Genomic DNA, 24,534 nt, shown 5'->3' on the forward strand with positions numbered 1-24,534 from the left:
TTTGCTTCTTAAATATAAATCAACTTGTTAGCTTGGCCTTTTTTATCTGTTTCCATTTCTTTAGAAACTCGTCTGCGTTTGATAATATGCAGTTTAACCGATGGTGTCAGCTTTAGAAATTTTTCTCTGTATAGTATATCGCCAATGAATCTTTGTCCTTTTTTCTCATCAACAATTACAAAATAGCTTATGCCCTTCTCTACTTTTAGCGCATTAATATCACCAGCAAAAAGCTGAATATTTTGTTCTCCTTTCTGAAAAGTGTAAGTCAGTTTATCTTGATCCAGCTTTCTGTATTTTGAAATATCATAGATTTCCATTTCTTCTTTTAAAGGTTCGAAGGGGATATTTTCAAAAAGAAAATTATTGGGAGCTAAGAATTTTAAACCCAAAAAGCTCCATAATCCTTTTTTCTTTGTTTGCTGTTTATAGAAAAAAGTATCGCGGGTTACTTTATAGATTTCTTTTTCGTTTGTTTTATCATCTGTAACGATCATTTGATAAACGGGAATTTCAATTTCAGCAGGAATTTCGACATCTTTTAAATGTGTATTCAAATAAACTGATCCAACCTCTTGTTCTGAAATTGTTATATTGATACTATGCTTTTTTAAAGCAGAATCTGTTTTTACAATCACTTTTCCTTCTCCGCTTCCTGCATAGAAAACAGAACCGTCGTTATCTGTAAGTCCTAATGAAAGGTTCAATTCTGGAAATGGCATATCTTGATTTTTTATTAGAGATTATATTTAAGTTGTGTCAAATTCTGTCAATCGAATTCTATTTTTTCTTTCTCACTTTATAAAGCTTTAAACAGTGCAGATAAAACCTTATATTTTGATTATCAGCTTCTGTAGGACTAAATTCATAGTCTTTTTTAAGTGTGAAAAATTTAATTGTATTGATACTATTTGACATTAATTTCTTGATGTCTCTTCGTGAAAGTTCAAGAGCTGCAGTTCCATCACAATTTACTTTGAAAGTATTTTTGAGAATATACATTTCTCCATTTTTAAAATAGAGTTCCAGCGGCTGCTCCTGTTTTACACAGACATTATCTGTAAAAATTTTAAAGTATAAATAAATGCTGCCTCTCCTTTTTCCTAACTGAAAAACAGCGTATTCATAATCTTCGTTGTAAACACGAAGTAAAATTGGGGTCGCACTTGCAAATAACTTTCCTGAAAGCAATAAATCGTTTTGCGTAATAGGGCAACTTAAAGTATCAATTTGTTTTACTTTTTGTGCTTTAATCGAACTTGATATGGAAAACAAACCGACTAAAAGTAAAATTTTAAGTACGTTCATGAATTTGAATTATTTGTTTTGATCATTCAAAAGATCAATGTTTTGTTGAAAAAGGAAGCACAATTTTATGTGCTTCCTTTTTTTATTTACTGTACAATTATTTTTGCTCGTAATCTGTATCCCATTCTGTTCCGTCATCTCCTTTGTGTCCATCCATTTTAATAAGGAAGTTTTTAGCAGGGAAATAAGGTTTCATGTGGATATCCATATAAATTCTGTCTTTTTGAATTGGATCTTGCTCGAATCTGCGGATTTCAAAATTCTCGATCAATTTATCTGGACCTGTGATTCCGTCAAGGAAAGCCACAATCTGATTCATAATCTCTTTACGTGTTTTAGCAGTAAAGTTTTCGAAAGCACGACGATTAAGGAAATCCATTAATACTTTAGTTACATAATCAAAAACACGAACTACAGAATAAGTCTGCAAACCTAAGTTATCACCACTGAATAATGTTTTAGCAGAAAATGCCATAACTTTTCCGTACTCGTTTACCATTGGAACCAAACCTAAGTTTTCAAGATTTGCGATTTCACTTTTCTTAAGGTCAAATTTTACTCCGTCAACTTCATTAATTCCTCCAAATTTCTTACCTGCAGTAACTTGAGACATTAATGTTTTGTAAATTTTTCCTGCCAATGCTGCAGAAGGCGCAACGTGTAAATCTTCGCTTTCTCCAATTTGATCAAATCTACCACGTCCAACAAGCCAGTTACATGTCATGATTACGTTAGAACGGTAAACATCTCCTCCAGTTAAAGAAGCAGCATCAAACATTTCCATTACATCATCCGGTTCATCTAAGTGTTCGAAATCGGTAACCAACATTACTTTATTTTCATGCGCAATTTTTGCCCATTTTTCAATCACTTTATTAGAACCTAAATATCCAGGAATTACCAAAATTCCGTAGTTATTTTTAAGGTCTAAACGATCATAATTATCTACTAATTCTGAGTGAATTGCATCGATAAAACGTGTATTGTCAAGATCTTTTAACTGATCAAGTTCAGCATTTACAATCGTAACATTTTTTACTTTATCTGTTTCTGTGTTTTTAAAGAATAAAGCTAAAGTTCTATAAGCCGCTTCAATCTCTCTTGTATCTTCAACAGCTTTTGCAAGGTTTTTTTGTAGCAAAGCTTCAGATTCTTTGCATTTGTCTTCACTTTGCGCTACCATGTCAGTCAAAGCTTCATTATTGCTTAAAACCGAAGTCCAAAGTTCTAATGTTTTTAAAAGCGTTTCTCTTTCTTTGGCTTTGTTTACTTCGCCTAAAAAGATTTTTCTTCTTGCTTTTCTCTCTGGATTAAGATTTTGAACTCCTTCAATCGACATTTCCAGTAAATCAAAACCGCCGTATTTAGCTAGTTTTTCAACATTTTTTTCAATCGAAATTCCTTTTACTGCTTTAGGTTCCAATACCGCTGTATCAAGATCTCCTTTATATGCTTCTTTATTTGACATATCTAAAATATTTTAAGATTCTTATTTGTTCTCTTTTAACTCATTGATCAATGCTCCAAGACTTTCTAGTAAAGCTTGTTTTGCTTCTCCATCTTCTAAAGCCGCTTTTAAAATCTTATTTGATTTTAACTGACGGATAATTTTTTGATATTGATCCTTTTCTGTCTCAAGATCAGATAAAAAACTACTTTGTGTAGTAATTCCTTTTATTCCAAAATCTCCTAAATTTTTAAAGTTTAAAGCTTCTACTTTAGTAGCTCCGTCAACAGTTTCAAAATTTACTTTTACTTCTGGCTTAAAGTGTTCAAATGCTTTTTCAATACTTGTAATTCCTTCTACCAATTCAGGTTTTACTGGAGCATCTACTGTTAACTTCTGAGCAACAAGTGTTCTGTTTTGAGGGATTGCAGTGATTGCTTCATCTGCATCTATTTTTACTTCGTTACCTCCAATTCCATAATTTGACAACATAATTTGAATTTTTTAAATGATTGGTTTATTATTTTTTACTCTTATTTCTGTTTATTGATTTTGATAAATCTGACGGCATACGTCTAAATCTCTGCTTACTTTTTCTAATTCTTCTTTGTATGTTTTGGCCGATTGGTTCAAACTGTCTATTAAGTGAGAATTGTGCGTAAGGCTTCTGATCTGCTTTTTGTAATCAATAATATTCTTGTAAGCGAGAATAACATTGTTGTATAATTTTTTATTCTCAGTCGTATCTTTTGGTACTTTCTGATAAATATTCGCAATCATAACATTTGCCAGACGCTGCTGAAAATCATTATCTACTTTTGGCGAATTAATTGAATCGATTGTCATTCTAATACTATCGATTTTAACCGAAAAGTTAGTCTGATAATCGTATTCTCTTTTCATCATTTCATTCTCTGCTTTCAGCATTTTATTTTCTGCTACTGGCATATAAAAGTTGAATGAAACGGCAAGCAGCATAACGCAAAAAGTTAGGATAAAGGCAATTAAAAAAGCGATAAAGGCTTTCTGGCGTTCTTGTTTATTTAATACTTCCATAATTTATATTACTATTTTACTTTTTAATCTTTGATAAAGAAACCGTGACGTTTTGGGTTATGAACGATATCTTTTTTATCTGTTTCAGCAACAAACAATTCTATGTTTTCTTTCTTTTTACCGATGTAATCCAATTTGTTTAATGTTTCAAATAACTTCTCTATTCTCGCCAAAGCGTTCATTACCAATGAAGCTGTTTTATCAATGTGCACGTGATCGTAACCTGCATTAATAAGAGTGGTAAACATAATCTCCAAATCTCCCTGTGAAATATCGCACCACTCAGCAAAATAATTCAACAGCTCTTCTTTTCCTGCTCCTGATTTCGAGTCGATAAAATTCTTCATCACTCTCGCAAACGATACTACCGAGCCTAGCATTGAAGCGGGATGCTGATGCAGTGAAAACCAACGAAATTGTGTTAGAGTACTTCCCAAATAATATCCGGTATTGTCTGCCAGCTGCATTACAGTCTGCGGTAAAACTCCTGCCTGTTGCCCTCTATTTATTTTTTGAGAAATCTGAACAGCATAAATTTCAATCTGGCCAAACGAACGGGCGATCTGTGCGTGCATGTCAACTAATTTTGGATGACAAGCCACTGTCACTGATGGCGGAATATAATCTTCATCTAAAACTGTAGTGTCTCCAATAAGGACTTTACCAATTGCCAAGTAAAAACCGCCATACCCAATTCCTGAACGGAATTCTTCGGCTTTAATTAAATGCAATTTGTATTCTGGCTGTGTATACGGATATCTTGGCGGAACCTCATCTGGATCTGGCTCTCCAAAAGGAATTCTCTTTTTAGAATTAACCGAAATACAGGCTAATAATACCAATTGTTCTCCGTCTTTTATTTCATAAGTGTCTTCTGGATACGGAACCTGAAGATCTAATGTATCGGTATTGCTTTTACTGATTTCGATTCTTGATCCGTTTGGTGTTATAGCATGGCACTCTTCTACTCGAACACGAAGCAGTTTGTGATTATCGATTCCTAAAGTAATTTTTGTAGTTTCTTTATTTTGGTTTCCAGAATCCAACAACCCATAACTTATTGGTGTGGTATGAATACCAATTGCATCATTTACCAACTCAGAAACGTTGTCCTGAATAGATAAAAAATGACTCTTATTTATCTTCATCCCATCAATCCAGTTTACGGGAAAATGGCTTAATTTTTCTATCATAATTCTATTAGTTTTTATTTTGAAATGAGAATCTTTCGTTTCTCTTTTTGTTAGGTTAGATTTTGATTATTAGTGTTATTTTACTATTATAACAAGATTTTACGGGTTAAATAGATGTAATTGTGCGCAGTGATCCAGATTTTCAGCTTCCATTCAGATCTATATTTTAGTTTTAAACAAAACGTTCTTCGGCTATTACTTAACTTTTATATTTGATATTTAGAACCAAGTATTTAAAAATATTATCTATGTCCAATTGAGTTATTAATTTCAGCAACTTTCGCTAGTATCTCGCTCGTGAATCCTAATTATACCATTACTTTAAAAAATATAAATATTTGATAAATCTCTACAAATTAACCTTAACTACATGCACACGAACAAGACGCTCGCGTGGGTATATTTGAATTTGAAAGCTTACTAAATATTCTACATAAAATTTTCTTTTTGATTTGAGTCTTTATAACCCTCTAATTCTTTTTTAAACTGTTTGATTTGTAAAGAATCTAAAATTCCATGCTTATCAAAAAAAGTTGCTCTTCTTTCAATTTCTCTATTGTAATAACTGCAAAAATCTTTGTTGTTGGTATTTCCAAAACTATCAAAATATGTGCACATATCTCTTAAAAATTCTTCTGTCTTTTCTCTAACATCTGGATCGATATTTAAGCTAGAACCCAAAATAGAACAATAACTTGGAGATAATGAAACATTTTCATCTTCATCTAATTTTTCATTTAGAATTAGTGATTTGTAAATATCTTCTAATTTTTTTTCTGATATTATTAATTCCTCGTCGACTTCTTCGGCTTTTACAAATTCAATAATTTTATAATATATATTTCCTGTAAATTCCACCCCAATTTGTATAATAATTTCTCCTTTCGCTAGAAAAGGAATCTCGACGCTTGAAAATTTTTCAAGTTCTTTCATTGGCTTATTGTAATCAATTTCATTATTCAAGTTTGTAGTTAATAAAACTATACACTTACCTGTTTCTCCAACCTCTGATTTATATTTTTTGCATTCAAACTTGCCATTACTAAAAACACCCTGTACAGGTAATAAATTTGTAATCTGAATATTCGTTATTGATGCAGTAGTAACAAACACGTTTTTTTGATTAAATATTCTTCCCTGTAAATCATAAGTTTTGCCTCCAAATTGATAGCAAAAGTCTAAGTTTTCGCAATCCAAAAAATTTGAAGTTTGATCGTATTGTAAGCTAAAAACTGGCGAATCAATTTTATCATTAAAAAATAAGGATCTTATTTCTGTAGTTTGCCCTACTTGATAAACTAAATGTTGGTTAGATTTAAAACTTTTTAATTGCGCTTGTAAGTTGATATTTATTGTCAACAGCAAGACAATTATTTTCCATTTTATACTTATTATCTGCATACTATTTTATCCTTGAAAAGTTTTTTTTATAAAATTTAGAATATTTTATGATTTGCATAAAAAGTTTTATGCGAAAACGGTAGTATTACTATTGTTTAATCGAAAGACTTGTTTTCTATTTTTTTTCTTCAATAAAAATTGAATTTGCGTATGCATTTTTTGTTCCATCTGTTAGGTTTTTAGGAATGCCATTTATCCATAATTTTGCTACAGTTCTATCTACATCATTTATCTCATATCCTGCAATGTAAATATTATTTTTATGCACAAAAATTGAATTAGCATAGGTGTTTTTTTTACCATTTGTTATATATTCAGCTTTACCATTTATCCATAATTTTACCGTCTCAACTCCATTGATGATTTCACTGCCAACAATATATGTTTTATTTTCGTATACATATATTGCCTTTGCAAACGAGCTGTTTGAACTATTTGAAAGGTTTTGTGCTTTTCCGTTTATCCATAATTTTGCAATATATTTATTGTTTTCTTTTTCATATTCATATCCTACTACATAAACAATATCTTTCTCTACACATAAAGAGAGTGCATAAGAACCATTTATTTCATCGGTAAGATTTTGTGGCTTCCCATTTTTCCAAATTTTTGCCCCATATTTATTAGTCATTATTTTTTCATCCCCACAAATATAGACATCGCCTTTGTCAACAAAAATTGAATAAGCGTCTACCCACTTTTCTCCATTAATTACGTCTTTGGGAATCCCATTTTTCCAAACTTTTATAATATAATTAGTCTTATTAAACTGAGCACCCAAAATATAAATATTATTATTCTCTACAAACAAAGATCTGGCATGAGCAAATGTTTTTCCATCTGTTAACTTTTGTATTTTACCGTTTTTCCAAAGAGCTGCAATATTTTCTTTGTCAGATGCAACATATCCAACAACATAAACATCTTTGTTGTTTACAATCACAGAGTTTGCATCTGAATATCGCTCGCTACTTTCTAAGTTAATGTCTTTTCCATTTTTCCACAATTTTGCAACGTGCCTCATCCCTACTTCATCAGCCATTTCTTCGATTGAATGTTCAAATTTACTGTCATTATATTCATATCCTGTCACATATATATTGACATCCTTTAAACTTCTATTTTCTTCAACAATAGATTTATTTGTTTTGCAATCCGTAAATAAGGCTATAATAGAAATGGTAATAATTATTTGATTTAGATATTTTATACAGCTAGACTTCATATTTTTAATATTGATTGACGTAAATTTCATTTATCAGTGGTGTAATCTTGAATTTTTCTTCTATCTAAATTTATTTGTTCTTTACTTTTATAAACTGATAGCGTAGATTTACAATTTGTTACTATTCCAATTATCAAGATCATCTTGTTTTTATCATTGTTTTCTTTTCGCTTTTACTTTGTTCAATTTTCCTTAAGGAAGGAAATTGTTTACACAATGATATAATCAAACAAACTTTACATACTGTAAAGATTATATATTTTTTCATTTAATTCCCTCAGCTAACAAAAGCATGAAACTTTTGCTAGCCGGGGCTTTTCTTTTCAATATGTCAAGGAGCATTTATGTTATTTATATTATTCCGCTTTTATCTTAGTTTTATATACATATCCTTTTTTACCCTCTTTCGTTTGTACTAACCACCATTCACCTGAATTATCTAAAATTTGAATTCTAGTTCCTGTAGTAATTTTTTGAAGAATTTCAGAAGATGTATTTTTCTCTTTTCTCAAATTTGTAAAACCATCAGGGTCACTTATTTTGTTTAAATTAAATTTTTCATGAAGCAAATTTATTATTTCATCAATTTTAGAATTTGAAACAATATAACTTTCATAACCATCTTTTTTATTTTCCTGAATTTTATTTTCCGATTCTTGTTTAGTTTCAGAAGAAACTTGTAAATCTATTTCCGAAACAGCATAATGATTATTTATTAATGTTTTAACAGCGTTATAATCTTCTTGCTTTATTGCTTGACTCATTAAATCATTTAGCAGAGTAACATCTATCTTATATTTAGTAATAAAATACTGTAGCCAAGCACTGTTTGCATAATATTGTAAATCAAAGAAAGTTTCATTATTTACTAAGTATGATAAATTTTCACTATCAAAATCTTCTGGCAAAGGAATCTCATCAAAATATATTTCAAGCTTTTTCTTGAAATCTTTAATTTCTGGAGTATCCTTATTTAAATCCTTAGGGGCAAAATCAATATTAGTACCTTCATTAAATAAATCCGTGAACTTTATTTCATTTTTCATCTCATTTGTTTGTTTTTGATTATTACAATTTAAAAAATCACTAAAATAGTCTTGTTTAGTTTTTATTTTTTTAAAACTAGGTTCAATAGGATCTAAAGCATTTAATGATAAATATAGTGCATCCCTTTTTGGAGGAATGATGAACCAACCGACAACACTTTCTACGATTTCTTGAGTTTTAGGATTATCTGATAAATTGTTTCTTGTAAAAGCTTTGATAATAATAGTATCATTTCTGATATCATCAATCCTAACCTCATACTTTTCTTTTTTTTCAAAATCACTGGTATAAAAAAGCTGAAAAAGAATTTTTTCACAGTCCGACTCTTGTCTGGTTGAAGTTAAAGAAACTTTATTTTCATTAGATTCCTTTTTTTTTGAACATGCTATTATCGATAGCAAAATGAATAAACATAAAACGATATTGATTTTTCTCATATTTCTAAAAACTATTAACAATTCTCGGAATTGTTGTATTAATAATTGTCACATAATTAGATTGTCTACTTACATCTCTTGTATGCCACCTCCCTACATTTCCATTATGTCTAACTAAAAACTCTGCAACATAAACCATTCCCGCTTCTACAGATGGAAACTTAATATATCTTTTTTTGGAATCAGTTACTTGTGTATTCCCTCCTCTTCCACTCATTCCTTCATTTTCAAACTCTTCCCATATCCCAATTGGGGTGTATTGTGGAAATTTATTATAGACTTCACCATCCCAACCATAAGTTGGATGATTATTGTTTGCTGCTTCCATCCCTGGTCCTCCACAATGTTTATACTGTCCTGATTTAAAATGAGAACATTCCCATCTATACATCATTTCTACATTTTTAGCTATTTCTTCACCATAATTATCATAGATCAATCTTAAAGCTCTTCTAGCATCTTCCAAATTAAATAATTTGTCATCTTTGTTTAATTCTGGTAAATTATCTATCAAAGCAAAAACTTTTATTTCTTCCTCATATTTAGATTCTTTTACTACAATTCGCCCATTACTGGAATACCCTCGTCTTCCATATACTCCTGTAAGTTCAGGAATAACACTTTCTAAGTAATTATTTAAAGCGTGGTAAACAAATTTATAATTTGATGCACTTAAGTCTCCCATTTCACTTCCACAACTAGAATGATTTGTTCCATCAGAATTTCTTATTCCTAAACAACCTATTAAGTCTTTAGATTTCCATGGATCTATAGAAATTGAACTTCTACCTTTTAATGTCATTGCGCCACTCGAAACCTCTAATCTTAAATTTTCTAAAGGTCTCAAATTAGAAACATTATCATCAACAAACCTATATCTAAAACTCTCTTTTCCGGAATGATTCCAAGCTTGCATATATCTTATTCTATATAAACTATTTAAATTATTAGGAGGAATCGGGCCTTTACTTGCATAATTCTTATTATTCGATTGCGTATGTCTTGCAACTGTTAAAATAGTAGACTCTGCATTTTCATAAGTTTTGTATTTTATATCTTGCTTAAGTTTTTTTATAGCTTCTCCTGTTTTATTTCCTCTATAAACATACATTTTATATAAAGGAAATGCACTTTTATCATTTGGCAATTTTTTGCAATAAATTTTCCCCGCTTCTTTATATTCATTCATTCCATTAAAACCACCATAATCAGGATATGACTCTATTCTCCCATTCCTATCTACTTTTATTTCGGTAGCAATTTCACTAGTTATATATAAAACAGCTTCTTTTCCTAGCCCTATAACTTTTTCAAATTTCTCTTTCTTCTGCTCCCCGCCGACTTTCGCAACCTTATTAGTTTGTTCTACAGGATCTGGTTTAAAAACTGTAGCATCAACATCCACTACTTTACTTTCCTTATGTTCTCCTGTCTGTATAACTTCAACATAAGCATAAACTTCCTGTTCTGCACCTTCTCCCCAATAGCCTCCTCCTTTGCTTCTTGGAATTTGATTAAGAGCAACAACTACAGCATATATATTTGATTTAATAGTAAATTTTTCATCAAATAACAAATCATTCGAAATTCCATCTTCATCGTATAATTTAAGACGTATTTCTTTATCTATCAAACCCTTAGAATCTATCCAAACTTTAATTTCTTTACCTTTAAAAACTCCACTTATCGCACGTCCAGCAGTATCTGTAAGATGTACATTCGTAATTTCAGCTTTAACTTTTGGAGCAGATGAAGAACCTGAAGCCGGAGCCTTGGTTTTTGTTTGTACAGGCTGTGGCAAAGAAGCTTTTGGTTTAGCCGGAGTCTGCTGTTGTACCGGAACTTTGCCTTTAAATGGCGCTACAGGAGTTTCAAGATCATTTACGTTTACATTATTACTTGCTATTTTATCTTTATTAAAATCTGTTGTAACATAGTATTCGTGAACTTTACCTTCTTCTGGTCCATTTTGTTTTGCAATTTTAGCAAAACTTGGTTTTAGCAAAAAGTCAACGTCTGCTTTACCGTTTTTAACAACTCCTGAAAGTGTTTGTATTATATTTTTTTCATTTTCTTTATTATGTCCAGCACCAGCTGCATCATCTTCCCACAATGTAACAGATACTTTGTGTTTTTCCATATGAAGACAGTGAACTCTTGCTTTTAGAGTTTGTCCATATGAAAGCGCTTTTGATGGTATCTTTCCATTTTTATCCAGTAATTCAATACTTTCGATTTTAGGTTTTTCGGCTGGATGAGTGGTAACATTTAGGCGTGCTACATCTTCTCCTCTTCTTGCCAGAATGCGGATTCCTTTTCTTTCTAAACTTTTTTGAAGAAAGGTATAAGAAATTCTTTTTCCTGTTTTATCATTTTCTTTTGTCTTGCGCCATCTTCCATTTTCTAAAATATAAATTTCCCATTTTACAGGCTGTTCAAAACTATTGTTAGAAGCTGTATTTTGAAAAGGCAGAACGCTCGGTAAAAAAGTATTTACTGAGTAGAATTCTTCCTTACCTACAACAGGATCCGGGTTTCCAATTATTCTAAAATCTGACATACTATTTTATTTTATTTACAAATAGAATCACTCTCTTCTAAACTCTCTTGAAATTTTGATGTATTAACCAGCGGATTTAACTGGTTATTTACTTGCGGTTTAGCCTTTTTCGCATTTTGTTTGCTCGCTTCTGCTTTTTGACCATGTTTGTCTACTTCTATACAATCTGGCCCTCCAATAGGACAGGTTCCTTTACTGTCTTCCAGTAAAATTTTCCCTTGATTACTTAATGTTACTTTTTCATAAAAGGCGCTCCACTTTGTAATTGTAGCCTGACATGGCAAGTAATCACCACTTCCGTTAGGTTGCATTTTACACTTGCCAAACGTGTTTTTTTCTAATGTTTGGCCAATTTCTTTATCAGTAGCAATGAGTTTTTTTTCAGCATCTTTATCATTGGCATAATGCTTTTCCTGCGATTTTACTTTTAGTACATCTGTTTTAGGTTCTACACTAAATTTACATTTTAGTGTCGCTCCTTGCACTACTACATGTTTCTCACTCATTGCCTTATCATTTTTGAATATTACAATCTCTTTACTACTCCGTTCTATTCTTTAAATCTAATTCTCTTCTTTTTTAATAGATTCAATTTGTATAATCACTTTTATTGCTTCATCATACTCTATATTGCATTCTAAATTCACTTTTTCAATACAATAAGTATCTTCATCTAAAAAATAAGAAGCTTTATAATTTCCTTTCCAAGGATCAAATCCAAAACTTGCTTCAGTTCCGTCATCTACAAAATGACCTATCTGCTCCACCTTTATGAGATTAGATTCATCCAAAAGAGTATTAATTTTCTGCTCAACTTCAAACTTAGATTCTTCATCTTTTTCTAATGGGAAGAAAACTTCATTCTTGAATGAAAAATTGGCTGTATAACCAACATGAATTCCGTTAAAAAAAGTTCTTAAAAAATAATCCGAAGCCAAAAACTTAAATAATGAATCTGAACTTTCTAATGCATAATCTGCATGATCAATATAGTTTTCGACAACCTCTCCTTCATAATAATCTAAAATCGCCTCCTTAATATCTTTCCAACGATTTTCAATTTCATCAAAATTGTAAACAGCAATCCATTTCCCCGTGTTATCAGCCACAATTTTTAATGGATAAAGCACTTTCGCAGTTTTTGCCGCCAACTCATCCATTACGGTATCTGGCAATTCATTATTTACCTTAATAGCATCTCTATTTATCTCAAACAAATGAAAACTGTTTTTATCCGTAGCTAGCCATTTTACACTAGTTTCCATTTCTAAAGTATCAACTTGATCCCCAAAGACAGTTGTATACTGAACTTTATAATCCTTATTAATTCTGTCTGCAACAAAAGGCAATATATGATTACTCGCTAAGGTTACTTTTTGTCCCTTTTTCTCTTCTTTTTCTTTTCGATCTTCAATATATTTTTCCGGAGCCAGAATCAAAAACCGAGAATAACTTTTAAAATCAGCTTCTATTAAATCTTGAATCTCACAATACATATTATGATACCACCTAAGCTCATCGGCCTCAACACCAAGATCTCTGGCTACGCTTGCAAGTGTATCTCCTTTTTTGATCTTATAAGTACGGAACTTGTCGTATGTTGACTCTTCAGGTTTATCTATATGATACATATTGTCTCAAAAAATGTTAAACTTCAACCTCTTTTTCTTTATTTTCCATCTTAGGTTCAAACATAAAGTCTTTACCTTTTCCTTCTTTTTTTGTTTGAGTAATTTCTTTCACTCTTTGTCTTTTACAAATAATGACTGAATTTTCAGTGATGCCGTTCATCCCTAAAGTATATTTCGCATCGACATATTTCGCTGTCTGATACCATTTGGGCTGTAAAAAGAAAACCCAATTGTAATTTTCTCCATTATGCTTTAAATCAATTTTACTTTCTGCATTATGCTCATTATATCCTGAAACGGTATGATAAAATAGAGCCCCAAAATCAATTCTAACCGGACCTTTTGATCTAATTGAGGTATATTTTGTATCGCTTTCTTTTTTCTGAATCAATAATGTTATCAGTAATAAATCCTTCATTTGAACGTTTTCTATCTCAGGAAAAGGATTTTTTCTTTCTGGTATTCTCCAAGTAACATACTCTTTAGGAGGTATCTGCATCATATAGTTAAATACCGCATAAACTCCTGTTGGAACGATAAATACCAAGAAGTGAGAACACATTAAAAAAGTCAAGGCAATGCCGTTTAATGCCGTGTAGATAATGACAAATAATACGCTTGAGTAAAGTGTTATTAGTAAAGAAAACAACAATTCTATACCAACAGATCCTTTTTTATTGAATTCATTAAAGTACCATCTGTACAGGTAAACATTAAGGATTCCGAACAAAAGTGATGCTATTTGATAAAATCGAAATTCGTCTGATAACTCTGTGAATAATTTGTTATAACCCAAAAACCCAACAAGGGCGTATATCAATACAAATGAGAAAACATAGATGTAAAATTTTCTTTTATACTGTACTGCAAATTCTTTTATCTTATCGCTGAATACCATCGTAAGTATAAAACTCACTGCTATAATCGCTACTAAAAATACAATAAGCCTAATATCAATAAGGGCTAATAAATGCTTTTTTACCATTACTAAATTCGTGTTGTGTACCCTAACACAGGTTCTTTACTAAAATTAAACTCTTCGGTTTCTTCATTAATCAATAAAACTGTTTTTACTTCTACTTCCATCGGAAAGAAATGTTCGCAAAAACAATCTATAAATATTTTTATCTCGCCGTTTTTAAGATAATGCTGATACGGTTTATTCGCTATCGGACCTATTTTTATGGTTAAATTCATCGAATAATCCATGTAATTTTTCCCGGTAATAAAATCAACTCCTAATCTATTTTCACCTAACTTAATCTGCTCTCCTTCTTCACTATATTCTTTCGAAGTAGTCGTTGTATAAGTTACTTTTTCTTCAATAATACTAGACAAACAATGACAAGCCAAGTCTATATCTCCCACTATTTTATACGCATAGGGTAAAAGCTGAATAAACTTTGAAACTAAAATTTCTGGATAAATGTGCGACAGTCCCCAAAAATCATAGAAAAACTCCAATGGTTTAGTTCCATTCAGCTGATACAGAAAATTTCTTTCAACGCTTTCAATTTTAGTTCGATAATGAAAAATCTCATTTTCAAAAGGAGTAAAAAAAACACGAGCTTCTGCTTCTTGCTTTTTCTGGTGTTTATGCTCCTTAATCATCTGTTTTACAGATTTATCCGCATTATTTTCAGTCAAACTATGAACAAAACCCTCAGGTAATGCATCATACATACTATCTCGCGACAGCCTAATATTAAGATATTCCTGTTTGTCGTAATTATCGTCCTGAATTCCTGCTCCTAGAATATCACTTCTGTAGGCTCGTGAAAACTGTCCATGGTTTGAAATCGTGATTTCGTCTTGTGCCACGGCTTTATTTTCAAGAAGTTCATTAGCAACAACTTCTGCCCTTATATCATAGGAAATACTCTCTATTTCGTATGCAAGCTCCTCAAGACTTTTTTTACTTTTTCTTTCCATCTTCGTTGATTCGTCCTGCGCCTATATATCGTAACTGAAAGTATTCATCATTGAAATTATATATTGCCAAACCTTTGTCTGTACAAGCCAGAATTCGGTCATTATGCAGATACAAGCCAACATCAGATATTGGATGATCTTTATCGTATCTAAAGAAAACCAGATCGCCTTCGGCAAGAAAACTCCTCCCTGTAAAAATCTGGATCGATTTAGATTTCCACATCCCTGCAGGATCTTTAGGAAGAGTAACCTTGTAAACATCACTGTATAGAGACTGTAGAAAATAAGAGCAATCGATTCCTTTTTTAGAAAAGCTTTTCTCTTTATACGGCGTGTTCAACCAAGGATCTAGGTACGAGTATAATTTGTAATTGGTGATTTTATTTGGCATTACTGCCAGAATAATAGAATATTTCTCTTTGAGAGCCAATACTTCGTCGCTTAAATTCTCGGAGTTATCATTTACGACTGTTTTATTCTTTAAACCTGTTTCGGTCATTTGAGACTGTTTTTTTAATAGCTCCAAAGAATAATCATACTTGAAGGGAATTTGGGAAATATATTTTTGAGCATGGCATTCTGTAAATAAATGCATCATAAGAATCATTATAACAATTTGCCTCATAAAAAATAATATTAATACGCTCTTTTTAGATAATTAAAAAATAATTGACTTCCCAAAATGGGTCTTTTTTAAAATTTCAGCAACATTAAAAACAAACTTATCGCTCATTTTTCCTTTTTCAACCTTGAGAAAATTCTCATTTGTGGACGTAACTCGTTTATTATGAATTTATTTACATTTTGGAACGAGGTGGTTACAAACCTAACAAAATATTTTGTAAGAATACAAATCTTTTTTGTAAAATTTATATTATAAAATATAAGTTTTTTAAAATAATAAAAACTACATTTGCTTCCGTTTTTTGTTAAAATTATCTTACATAGTAAAATATTCCAAAATTTAAAAATGAATCAAAAAAATATCGATATTAGGATTGTATTTTTTTTTACCATCCTGTTATTAGCTGGAATCATTGCCTTTATAGTTCAATTTTTTAATCATGTCGATTGTGAAGACGCAAAATTTTATATCTTTTCAGACCAATCGCAATCAGAAGAATCTATAGAATTTTATGATAAAACTCCTAATGCAAAATCATGGGTTTGGGACTTTGGAGACGGATCAGAAAAAGATGTCAGAAAACATACTTTTCACATTTACAAAAACCCAGGAAAATACTATGTAACACTAACCATAAACGGGGGTTGCACCCATACAAAAGAGCTGGTTATAAAAGACAAATTTGCTGCCGATAAAATAGGCACACCAAAGATTATTGTACCTAAAACGATCACCGTTGGACAGCCAGCCTATTTTAAGTCAATTTCTGAAGATGCTAAGACTTGGGAGTGGGCATTTGGTGAAAATAAAGGCATCGATGAGACTTCTTCAAACCCAGTCTACAACTTCATTACTCCTGGTGAAAAAACAATTACGCTGGTCATAAATGGCGATTTCAGCCGTGTCGCAAAAAAGATAATTTATGTGCATCCAAGAGTTATAAAAAAGACCAATCCGTTGGATGTTAGTTCGTATGAATTTGAGAAAAAAGCAGAAGCTTTTGCGCTTCCTCGCGGTCCTGTAAAAAAAGATCCTTTGGAAGAAATGTTGCAGTACGTACCCGTTGCTCCTAAAGCAAAAACAGTAAAAGACAGTACTGCCACAGTCAAAAAAGCACCTAAAATGTCTGAAGATCAGTTTGAGATTTTATTTAAAAAAGTGGCAGAAGGCAGTAAAGTAAAAGATGATTTTGCCGAATTTTTATGTGATGATCTTGATATTCCAGTTGTAAAAAATGACGCAGATTTATTGACTTTTGCACAATTATGTGCCTCTGTTAAAGGGAAGAAGATTAAAATCGAATCAATACGCTTAAACAAAGACAAACAAACTAACTGCATTAAAGGACTAAATATCAGCTACAAAGTAAAAAAGTATTTGATATGGTCTAAAGATTAAATTGGGTATGGAAGAAGAAAAAAACATTTTCAGTACAGAGCTGTTAAGCGCATTAGAAATTGCTAAAAAGATTGCTAAAACCAATTCAAACAAGTATTACTCGGCTCCACATTTGCTAAAAGCCATTTTAAATAGAGATTTATCACTTTTAAAACGACTTGAAGCTATGGGTAAAGATGTGTATTATCTTGATGAATGGGCAGAAGTTCGAATTGAAGAAGAACCTAAAACTACTAATGTTTTTGATGCTGAACCACACGATCTCATTGACGAAATTATAAAGGAAGCCGAATCTGTTCGAATAGCATTAAATGAGGACGAAATTAGCCTTTATGGTGTTGTAATTGCCATCAGTTCGCCTGGTGTAGCTTTCAATTTTGACCAGATGAAATCTTATCCAATTTCTAGAAATGAATTATTGGAGGATCAGATTGTTATTCCACAAAATAATAACGCGGTCAAACAAGAAGTTAAAAAAGGCTTTTTGGGCAAATACAGCATTCATAAAAATCTTGAAAAGAACAAGAAAAGAATACCTGCAATAGGCCGTGAAGCCGAATTAAATACTATTAAAGAAATTTTATGCCGTTTCTCTAAACCCAATGTATTGCTAATTGGTGATCGTGGCATTGGAAAAACCATTTTAATTGATGCTCTGGTCGAAAATGTCATTAATAATAAAATTCCAGATGTATTAGACAAAGTGCAGTTATTCGAACTGGATTTATCTTCTTTAATTGCCGGCGCTTCGTACAAAGGAGAAATTGAAGACCGTTTAAAAAATTGTATTCAGGAGTTAAAACAGTATCCAAAAGCAATTTTAATTATAGAAGAAATACATACTCTTTTAGATAAAAATGGTGGAGATTCAGGAGTTTCAAATGTCTTAAAAGGTGAATTGGCAAAAGGTTTAAACATTATTGCAACTTCGACAATTGATGAATTTACAAAAAGAATCGAAAAAGAGCAAGGGCTTTCGGGCATGTTTGAAATTGTGAAACTGGAAGAATCGGATGATGAAACCTTGTTTCGAATGATTCGCGAATCAATAAAAACATATCAGGAACATCATAAAATACAAATTGATGACGAAACGATTTCTGAATCTATTCGATTATCTAAAAGGTATTTAAAAGAAAAAAGTCTACCCGAATCAGCTATAAATCTGATTGACCATACAATGTCTGTTCTAAAAACTTCTGGTGAAACTTTTCTAAAAGAAAAAGCTGCGCTTATTAGTAAATTGGAAGCTCTTAAACAAAATGAAAAGGGTTTATCTGAAGAACAATTAATTAAAGAATGTAATTGGTTTTTAACCGATTTAGCAAACAAAACTGCTTTTTTAATGATTGCTGATGAGGAGAATAATTCAAAAACATTTGAATCTTCTGATGCTATCGTCACTCATATTGAAAACCTCTTGCAAATAATCGAAAAGAGAGCTTTAGACAAACGTGTTCATATTGAGGCTTTTGATTTGTCTCTTATAATTGCACAAAAAACAGGAATTCCGGCAGGCAAGCTAAATGAAGAAGAAAAAAATAAACTTAACACAATTGAAGAGGTTTTAAGCAAAAGAGTGATCGGGCAAGATCATTGCATTGCCACGGTTGCTGGTTCCATCTTAGAATCAAGATCAGGTTTAAGCAAAGCAGGTCAGCCCATTGCATCTTTTTTCTTCTTAGGTCCAACAGGAACTGGAAAAACAGAATTAGCCAAAAGTTTAGCTGAATTTCTTTTTCAAGATGAAAATGCAATTATTAGATTTGACATGTCTGAATTTAAAGAGGAACATTCTGCTGCTCTTCTATACGGTGCGCCTCCAGGATATGTGGGCTATGAAGAAGGCGGTTTGCTAGTCAATAAAATTAGGCAGAAGCCCTACTCTATTGTTTTATTTGATGAAATTGAAAAAGCGCATCCATCTGTTTTTGATGTCTTCCTGCAAGTTATGGACGAAGGTAAACTTCACGATCGTTTAGGAAAAGAAGGTGATTTTTCGAATGCTATTATACTCTTCACATCCAATATTGGAGCAGATCACATTGTAGAAACCTTTAACAGCGGCGAAATTCCGAGTTCGACTTCTTTAATGGAAATTATGGCAAATTATTTCAGACCTGAGTTTTTAGGAAGATTAACTGAAATTATTCCTTTTACCCCACTTAGTAAAGAAAATGCTCTTAAAATATTTCAAATACATCTTAAAAAAGAATTTACTGACTTATTGAAAAACATCAATGTCGAAGTCGAAATTCCGATTGAGACTAAAACTTATCTCGCCGAAAACGGATTTAATGCTAAATATGGAGCAAGACCAATTAAAAGCATTATTAGAAGCCACTTGAGAAGACCTTTGGCAAAGAAGCTAATTTCTGGAGAAGTCAAAGATGGCGATATCGTTACGGTAATTATTGAGAATAACGAAGTCAAATGGATTAAAGAAGAAATTGTTCCCGTTGAAAATTAATCGAAGAATCCATCTATAAAAAAACGCTAAGAAATGAATCTTAGCGTTTTTTTTTTATTCTAAAACCAAGCCTATCTGGCCATCGTCATCTAATTCTGTTTCGACTGGATCGTCTTCTGAAATTTCTGGTCTTTCAGGAACTTCTTCAATAGGTTCTTCATAAGGAAGCGGGTCTAATAAGTTTACCTGTTTTAGTTTATCTGTTGTCAATTGATTTCCTAAAGCTTTAAAACCTTTTACGGCTATAAAGTCTTCTACATCAATGTGTAAATCATCTTTTTGAACCCCTTTTATTTTAGCAAAAACCAATTGTGCAACCGGACGATAATCTGTAGAAACAATCTCTAACTGCGAATTCGGGTGATCGGTAATAAAGCTTTCTTCCTTACCTTCATTTTCTACAAGGAAACGTTTCAAGAAATAACGTTCTTTTTCTCCATCATAATAAATTGCAGAAATTGGTTTTTTAGGTTTCCATTTTTCCAAAACGATCATATCTTCATCAAAATGAGTCGATAATTCAGGAATAATAACCTTCAATTTACCCGATTGACTAATTACCAATATTTTATCACTTGGTTTAAATTCGCCTAATAATTCTCCTCTTGCATCAACATTTAAACGTTTTACCGTATCATCAAACCAAACTTTTCTTGGCAATAAAGTCGAAATTCCTTTTTCTTTTAATTCGATTTTCTTGATTGGATATTTGGTAACCAAGTTTCCTTTAGAACCACGTCCTTTAATTGCTAAATTAGCAAAATCAATATCAAATTTCAATTTCTTAATCGTTCCAACCTGACGAAGCAAAATAGTCACAACCTCAGCTTCTCCATTTGGATTATGTGAAAAATAAACTACCTGAGAACCGTTTGTTCCATTAGTTAAATCGTAAGCTTTATCACGTGTTACACCCGTAACATTAAAACGTTTTATATAAGACGGCCCCGATTTACCATCGCGGTACATCATATTATAAATCGTACGTTTATCGTTTTTATCAAAAACTGCGGCGTGTATAATGTCTTTTCCTATAAATGTTTTGGCATCTACTTTTGTGATCATCAATGTTCCGTCTCTCAAAAATACGATAACATCATCAATATCAGAACAATCACCTACATATTCGTCTTTCTTTAAACTCGTTCCTACGAAACCTTCTTCGCGATTTACGTAAAGTTTTGTGTTTCTTAAAACAACTTTTGTAGCTTCAACGTTATCAAAGACACGAAGTTCTGTTTGGCGTTCACGGCCTTTTCCGTATTTCTCTTTTAATTTCGTAAAATAAGCAATTGCAAAATCTGTTAAATGTTCTAGATTATGCTCTACCTCTTTCATTTCGTCTTCTAGCTTAGCGATTAAATCATCCGCTTTATCAGAGTCGAAACGCGTAATACGAATCATCGGAATTTGAGTCAGTCTTTGTAAATCGTCATCATTGATTTCTCTAACGAATGATTTTTTGAAAGGCTCAAAACGATCGTATAAATATTTATAAAGTGATTCTCTATCTCCATATAATTTGAAGTCAATATACATTTCTTCACGAATGAAGATTTTCTCTAAAGTAGAAAAGTGCCACTTATTTTTTAATTCTTCTAACTGAATTTCTAATTCCTGACGAAGTAAATCGACTGTTCTTTCTGTTGAAATTTTCAACATTTGAGAAACACCGATAAACAACGGTTTATTATCTTCAATAACACATCCTAAAGGCGCTACAGATGTTTCACAAGCGGTAAAGGCAAATAAAGCATCAATAGTTTTATCTGGCGAAACGCCTGGGAAAAGGTGAATTAAAATCTCAACATCAGCAGCCGTATTATCTTCGATTTTCTTGATTTTGATTTTACCTTTTTCATTGGCTTTTAAAATACTATCAATTAAACTCGATGTATTGGTCGAAAACGGAATCTGTGTAATCACCAATGTATTTTTGTCTAATTGCGAAATTTTAGCACGCACACGCACACGTCCGCCACGCATTCCGTCGTTGTAATTGGAAACGTCGGCAATACCTTGCGTCATAAAATCAGGATAAAGCGTAAACGGTTTTCCTTTTAAGATTTTAATCGAAGCGTCAATTAACTCGTTGAAGTTATGAGGCAAAACTTTTGTTGATAAACCAACTGCGATACCTTCTGCCCCCTGCGCTAAAAGCAACGGGAATTTAACTGGAAGATTGTTTGGTTCTGCACGACGACCATCATACGAAACTCCCCAATCGGTAATTTTTGGAGAATATAAAACCTCCAAAGCAAATTTAGATAAACGTGCCTCAATATAACGCGAAGCTGCTGCTCCATCGCCTGTTAAAATATTCCCCCAGTTTCCCTGACAGTCAATTAATAAATCTTTCTGACCAATTTGCACCATTGCATCACCAATACTCGCATCTCCGTGTGGGTGATACTGCATGGTGTGACCAACAACATTGGCAACTTTATTATAACGACCATCGTCCAACTCTTTTAAAGAGTGCATAATACGACGCTGAACAGGTTTGAATCCGTCCTCGATAGCAGGAACTGCACGTTCCAAAATTACATACGAAGCGTAATCCAAGAACCAGTCTTTATACATTCCGGTTACTTTTGTAATAACGTCTTCGCCTTCTTCATCCTGATTTTCGTAAAAATGCTGTCCTTCAAAATGTTTAGCATCTACGTCAATAATCTCATCATCATCTCCATTTTGATTGTCATCAATTTGGTTTTCATCCTGATTATTCTCGTCGTCGTTTGGAATTATGTTATCGTCTTCTTCGTCTTTCATATATTTTGTTCAGTATAAAACTACTAAAAAATTCTTCTTCTTTAATCTTAAACCTCCTCCAACTCATCAATCTCCACTTTCAAATTCTTGATAATAAACTCTTGTCTGTCTGGTGTATTTTTACCCATGTAGAAAGACAATAACTGCTCGATTGAAGTGTGTTTATCCATCATAACCGGATCAAGGCGAATGGTGTCTCCAATGAAGTTTTTAAACTCATCTGGCGAAATCTCTCCCAAACCTTTAAATCGAGTAATTTCTGGCTTTGGTTTCAGTTTCTCAATAGCATCTTTTCTTTCTTCCTCAGAATAACAATAAATCGTTTCTTTTTTATTACGAACCCTGAAAAGCGGTGTTTGTAAAATGTACAAATGCCCTTCTTTGATTAATTCTGGGAAAAATTGTAAAAAGAACGTAATTAAAAGCAAACGAATGTGCATTCCGTCGACATCGGCATCGGTTGCGATTACGATGTTGTTGTAACGTAATTTTTCTAATCCGTCCTCAATATCTAATGCTGCTTGCAGTAAATTGAATTCTTCGTTTTCATACACAATCTTTTTCGTCATTCCGTATGAATTCAAAGGCTTACCACGCAAACTGAAAACCGCTTGTGTATTCACGTCACGCGACTTTGTAATCGATCCAGAAGCCGAATCTCCCTCGGTAATAAAAAGCGTACTTTCTAAGTTTCTTGGGTTTTTTGTATCTGGAAGATGCGCACGGCAATCTCTTAATTTTTTATTGTGAAGATTGGCTTTTTTAGCACGATCTGTTGCCAGTTTTCTAATTCCAGATAATTCTTTACGCTCACGTTCTGCCTGAAGAATTTTACGCAATAAAGCTTCGGCAGTTGTTGGATTTTTATGAAGGTAATTATCCAGTTTCGTTTTAATAAAATCGTTAACGAAAGTACGAACAGAAACTGCTGGAGTTCCATCATCAGAACCCATATCGGTAGAACCTAATTTTGTTTTGGTCTGAGACTCAAAAACAGGTTCCATTACTTTAATACTAATCGCACTTACAATAGATTTACGAACATCTGATGCTTCGAAATTCTTGTTGTAAAACTCACGAATCGTTTTTACAACCGCTTCACGGTAAGCCGCTAAGTGCGTTCCTCCTTGTGTTGTATTCTGACCGTTTACAAAAGAATGATATTCTTCGCTGTATTGCGTTTTACTGTGTGTAAGCGCAACCTCGATATCATGCTCTTTTAAATGAATAATTGGGTATTCTAAATCGTCTTCATTGATCGTTTCTTCTAATAAATCACGAAGTCCGTTCTCTGAATAGTATTTTTCTCCGTTGAAAATAATAGTCAAACCATTGTTCAAATAACAATAGTTTTTGACCATTTTGATTACATATTCTAAACGGAATTTATAGTTTTTGAAAATCGTTTCGTCTGGCGTAAAAATTACTTTTGTTCCTTTACGTTTTGTTGTATCGATAACGTCTTCTTCTAGAACCAAATTTCCAGCAGAGAATTCAGCTGCTTTTTGTTTGTCATCACGAACCGATTCTACACGGAAATAATTAGACAAAGCATTTACCGCTTTTGTTCCGACACCATTCAAACCAACCGATTTCTGGAAAGCTTTAGAATCGTACTTTCCACCAGTATTCATTTTCGAAACTACATCGACCACTTTACCCAATGGAATTCCACGTCCGTAATCACGAACAGAAACTGTTTTGTCTTTAATACTTACCTCGATAGTTTTTCCGGCACCCATAACGAACTCATCGATACAGTTGTCTAAAACCTCTTTTAAAAGAATATAAATACCATCATCTGGTGATGATCCGTCCCCTAATTTCCCGATGTACATACCCGGACGCATACGAATATGTTCCTTCCAATCGAGTGAACGAATATTATCTTCGTTGTATTGATTTTGCTCTAGCATAAATGAATTTAGGATTTTTGGCTAATGTACCATTTATCGGTAAAAAATAAAAGCGTATTTCTTTTTTGTTATGAATAATAACAGTTTAAATTCTATTTAAATTGATTTTAAAA

General features: G+C 32.3%; 19 protein-coding genes. 2 read left to right on the plus strand and 17 right to left on the minus strand.

The window, feature by feature from the left end; genetic code table 11:
* Positions 1-8: 8 nt before the first annotated feature.
* The 15 genes from SOM12_RS20420 to SOM12_RS20490 all read right to left on the minus strand — a co-directional run bounded on the left by SOM12_RS20420 (position 9) and on the right by SOM12_RS20490 (position 15,862).
* On the minus strand, positions 9-722 hold the full coding sequence (locus tag SOM12_RS20420; RefSeq protein WP_320495163.1) for a hypothetical protein: 714 nt from the start codon (positions 720-722) through the stop codon (positions 9-11).
* A 58-nt stretch (positions 723-780) separates the two neighbouring features.
* The gene (locus SOM12_RS20425; RefSeq protein ID WP_250835491.1) at positions 781-1,308 is read right to left on the minus strand and encodes a hypothetical protein; all 528 of its coding nucleotides are present in this window, start codon (positions 1,306-1,308) and stop codon (positions 781-783) included.
* A 97-nt stretch (positions 1,309-1,405) separates the two neighbouring features.
* Positions 1,406-2,776 carry a DUF5458 family protein gene (locus SOM12_RS20430; protein WP_095930973.1) on the minus strand — a complete coding sequence of 457 codons (1,371 nt, stop codon included), beginning with the start codon at positions 2,774-2,776 and terminating at the stop codon, positions 1,406-1,408.
* Between the two features lie 21 nt (positions 2,777-2,797).
* Entirely contained in the window at positions 2,798-3,247 is a 450-nt protein-coding gene (locus SOM12_RS20435; protein WP_095930974.1) for a hypothetical protein, read from the minus strand.
* 51 nt (positions 3,248-3,298) lie between these two features.
* A complete protein-coding gene (gene tssO / locus SOM12_RS20440) occupies positions 3,299-3,811 on the minus strand; it encodes a type VI secretion system TssO (protein ID WP_095930975.1) in 513 nt (170 codons plus the stop codon).
* Between the two features lie 23 nt (positions 3,812-3,834).
* A complete protein-coding gene (locus tag SOM12_RS20445; RefSeq protein WP_320495165.1) occupies positions 3,835-5,004 on the minus strand; it encodes a hypothetical protein in 1,170 nt (389 codons plus the stop codon).
* A gap of 429 nt (positions 5,005-5,433) precedes the next feature.
* A complete protein-coding gene (locus SOM12_RS20450; protein ID WP_320495167.1) occupies positions 5,434-6,405 on the minus strand; it encodes a hypothetical protein in 972 nt (323 codons plus the stop codon).
* A gap of 115 nt (positions 6,406-6,520) precedes the next feature.
* On the minus strand, positions 6,521-7,630 hold the full coding sequence (locus SOM12_RS20455; RefSeq protein WP_320495168.1) for a hypothetical protein: 1,110 nt from the start codon (positions 7,628-7,630) through the stop codon (positions 6,521-6,523).
* Between the two features lie 356 nt (positions 7,631-7,986).
* The gene (locus SOM12_RS20460; protein WP_320495169.1) at positions 7,987-9,114 is read right to left on the minus strand and encodes an SH3 domain-containing protein; all 1,128 of its coding nucleotides are present in this window, start codon (positions 9,112-9,114) and stop codon (positions 7,987-7,989) included.
* A gap of 4 nt (positions 9,115-9,118) precedes the next feature.
* Complete coding sequence (locus SOM12_RS20465) at positions 9,119-11,674, minus strand: hypothetical protein (protein ID WP_320495171.1); 2,556 nt, start codon at positions 11,672-11,674, stop codon at positions 9,119-9,121.
* 11 nt (positions 11,675-11,685) lie between these two features.
* Entirely contained in the window at positions 11,686-12,180 is a 495-nt protein-coding gene (locus tag SOM12_RS20470) for a DUF4280 domain-containing protein (protein WP_320495173.1), read from the minus strand.
* Positions 12,181-12,237: 57 nt separating this feature from the next.
* Complete coding sequence (locus SOM12_RS20475; RefSeq protein ID WP_320495175.1) at positions 12,238-13,305, minus strand: peptidoglycan-binding protein LysM; 1,068 nt, start codon at positions 13,303-13,305, stop codon at positions 12,238-12,240.
* Positions 13,306-13,321: 16 nt separating this feature from the next.
* Positions 13,322-14,290 carry a TssN family type VI secretion system protein gene (locus SOM12_RS20480; RefSeq protein WP_250835479.1) on the minus strand — a complete coding sequence of 323 codons (969 nt, stop codon included), beginning with the start codon at positions 14,288-14,290 and terminating at the stop codon, positions 13,322-13,324.
* Positions 14,291-14,292: 2 nt separating this feature from the next.
* Positions 14,293-15,237 carry a type VI secretion system baseplate subunit TssG gene (locus tag SOM12_RS20485; RefSeq protein ID WP_320495178.1) on the minus strand — a complete coding sequence of 315 codons (945 nt, stop codon included), beginning with the start codon at positions 15,235-15,237 and terminating at the stop codon, positions 14,293-14,295.
* Positions 15,221-15,862, minus strand: a complete 642-nt coding sequence (locus SOM12_RS20490; protein WP_320495179.1) for a C40 family peptidase — start codon at positions 15,860-15,862, stop codon at positions 15,221-15,223. Before SOM12_RS20490 ends, SOM12_RS20485 begins: the two co-directional genes overlap by 17 nt.
* A 345-nt stretch (positions 15,863-16,207) precedes the next feature.
* Here SOM12_RS20490 and SOM12_RS20495 point away from each other — a divergent pair, with 345 nt between their 5' ends.
* On the plus strand, positions 16,208-17,260 hold the full coding sequence (locus SOM12_RS20495) for a PKD domain-containing protein (protein WP_095931722.1): 1,053 nt from the start codon (positions 16,208-16,210) through the stop codon (positions 17,258-17,260).
* Between the two features lie 7 nt (positions 17,261-17,267).
* Entirely contained in the window at positions 17,268-19,730 is a 2,463-nt protein-coding gene (locus tag SOM12_RS20500; protein WP_320495180.1) for an ATP-dependent Clp protease ATP-binding subunit, read from the plus strand.
* 54 nt (positions 19,731-19,784) lie between these two features.
* Here the strand turns inward: SOM12_RS20500 and SOM12_RS20505 are convergent, their stop codons facing one another.
* Together SOM12_RS20505 and SOM12_RS20510 are read right to left on the minus strand one after the other, a co-directional pair.
* Complete coding sequence (locus SOM12_RS20505) at positions 19,785-22,505, minus strand: DNA gyrase/topoisomerase IV subunit A (RefSeq protein ID WP_320495181.1); 2,721 nt, start codon at positions 22,503-22,505, stop codon at positions 19,785-19,787.
* Between the two features lie 47 nt (positions 22,506-22,552).
* Positions 22,553-24,421 carry a DNA topoisomerase IV subunit B gene (locus SOM12_RS20510; RefSeq protein WP_095931725.1) on the minus strand — a complete coding sequence of 623 codons (1,869 nt, stop codon included), beginning with the start codon at positions 24,419-24,421 and terminating at the stop codon, positions 22,553-22,555.
* Positions 24,422-24,534 lie beyond the last annotated feature (113 nt).

Source organism: Flavobacterium sp. CFBP9031, assembly GCF_034044945.1.
In the GTDB taxonomy this organism is placed as follows: domain Bacteria; phylum Bacteroidota; class Bacteroidia; order Flavobacteriales; family Flavobacteriaceae; genus Flavobacterium.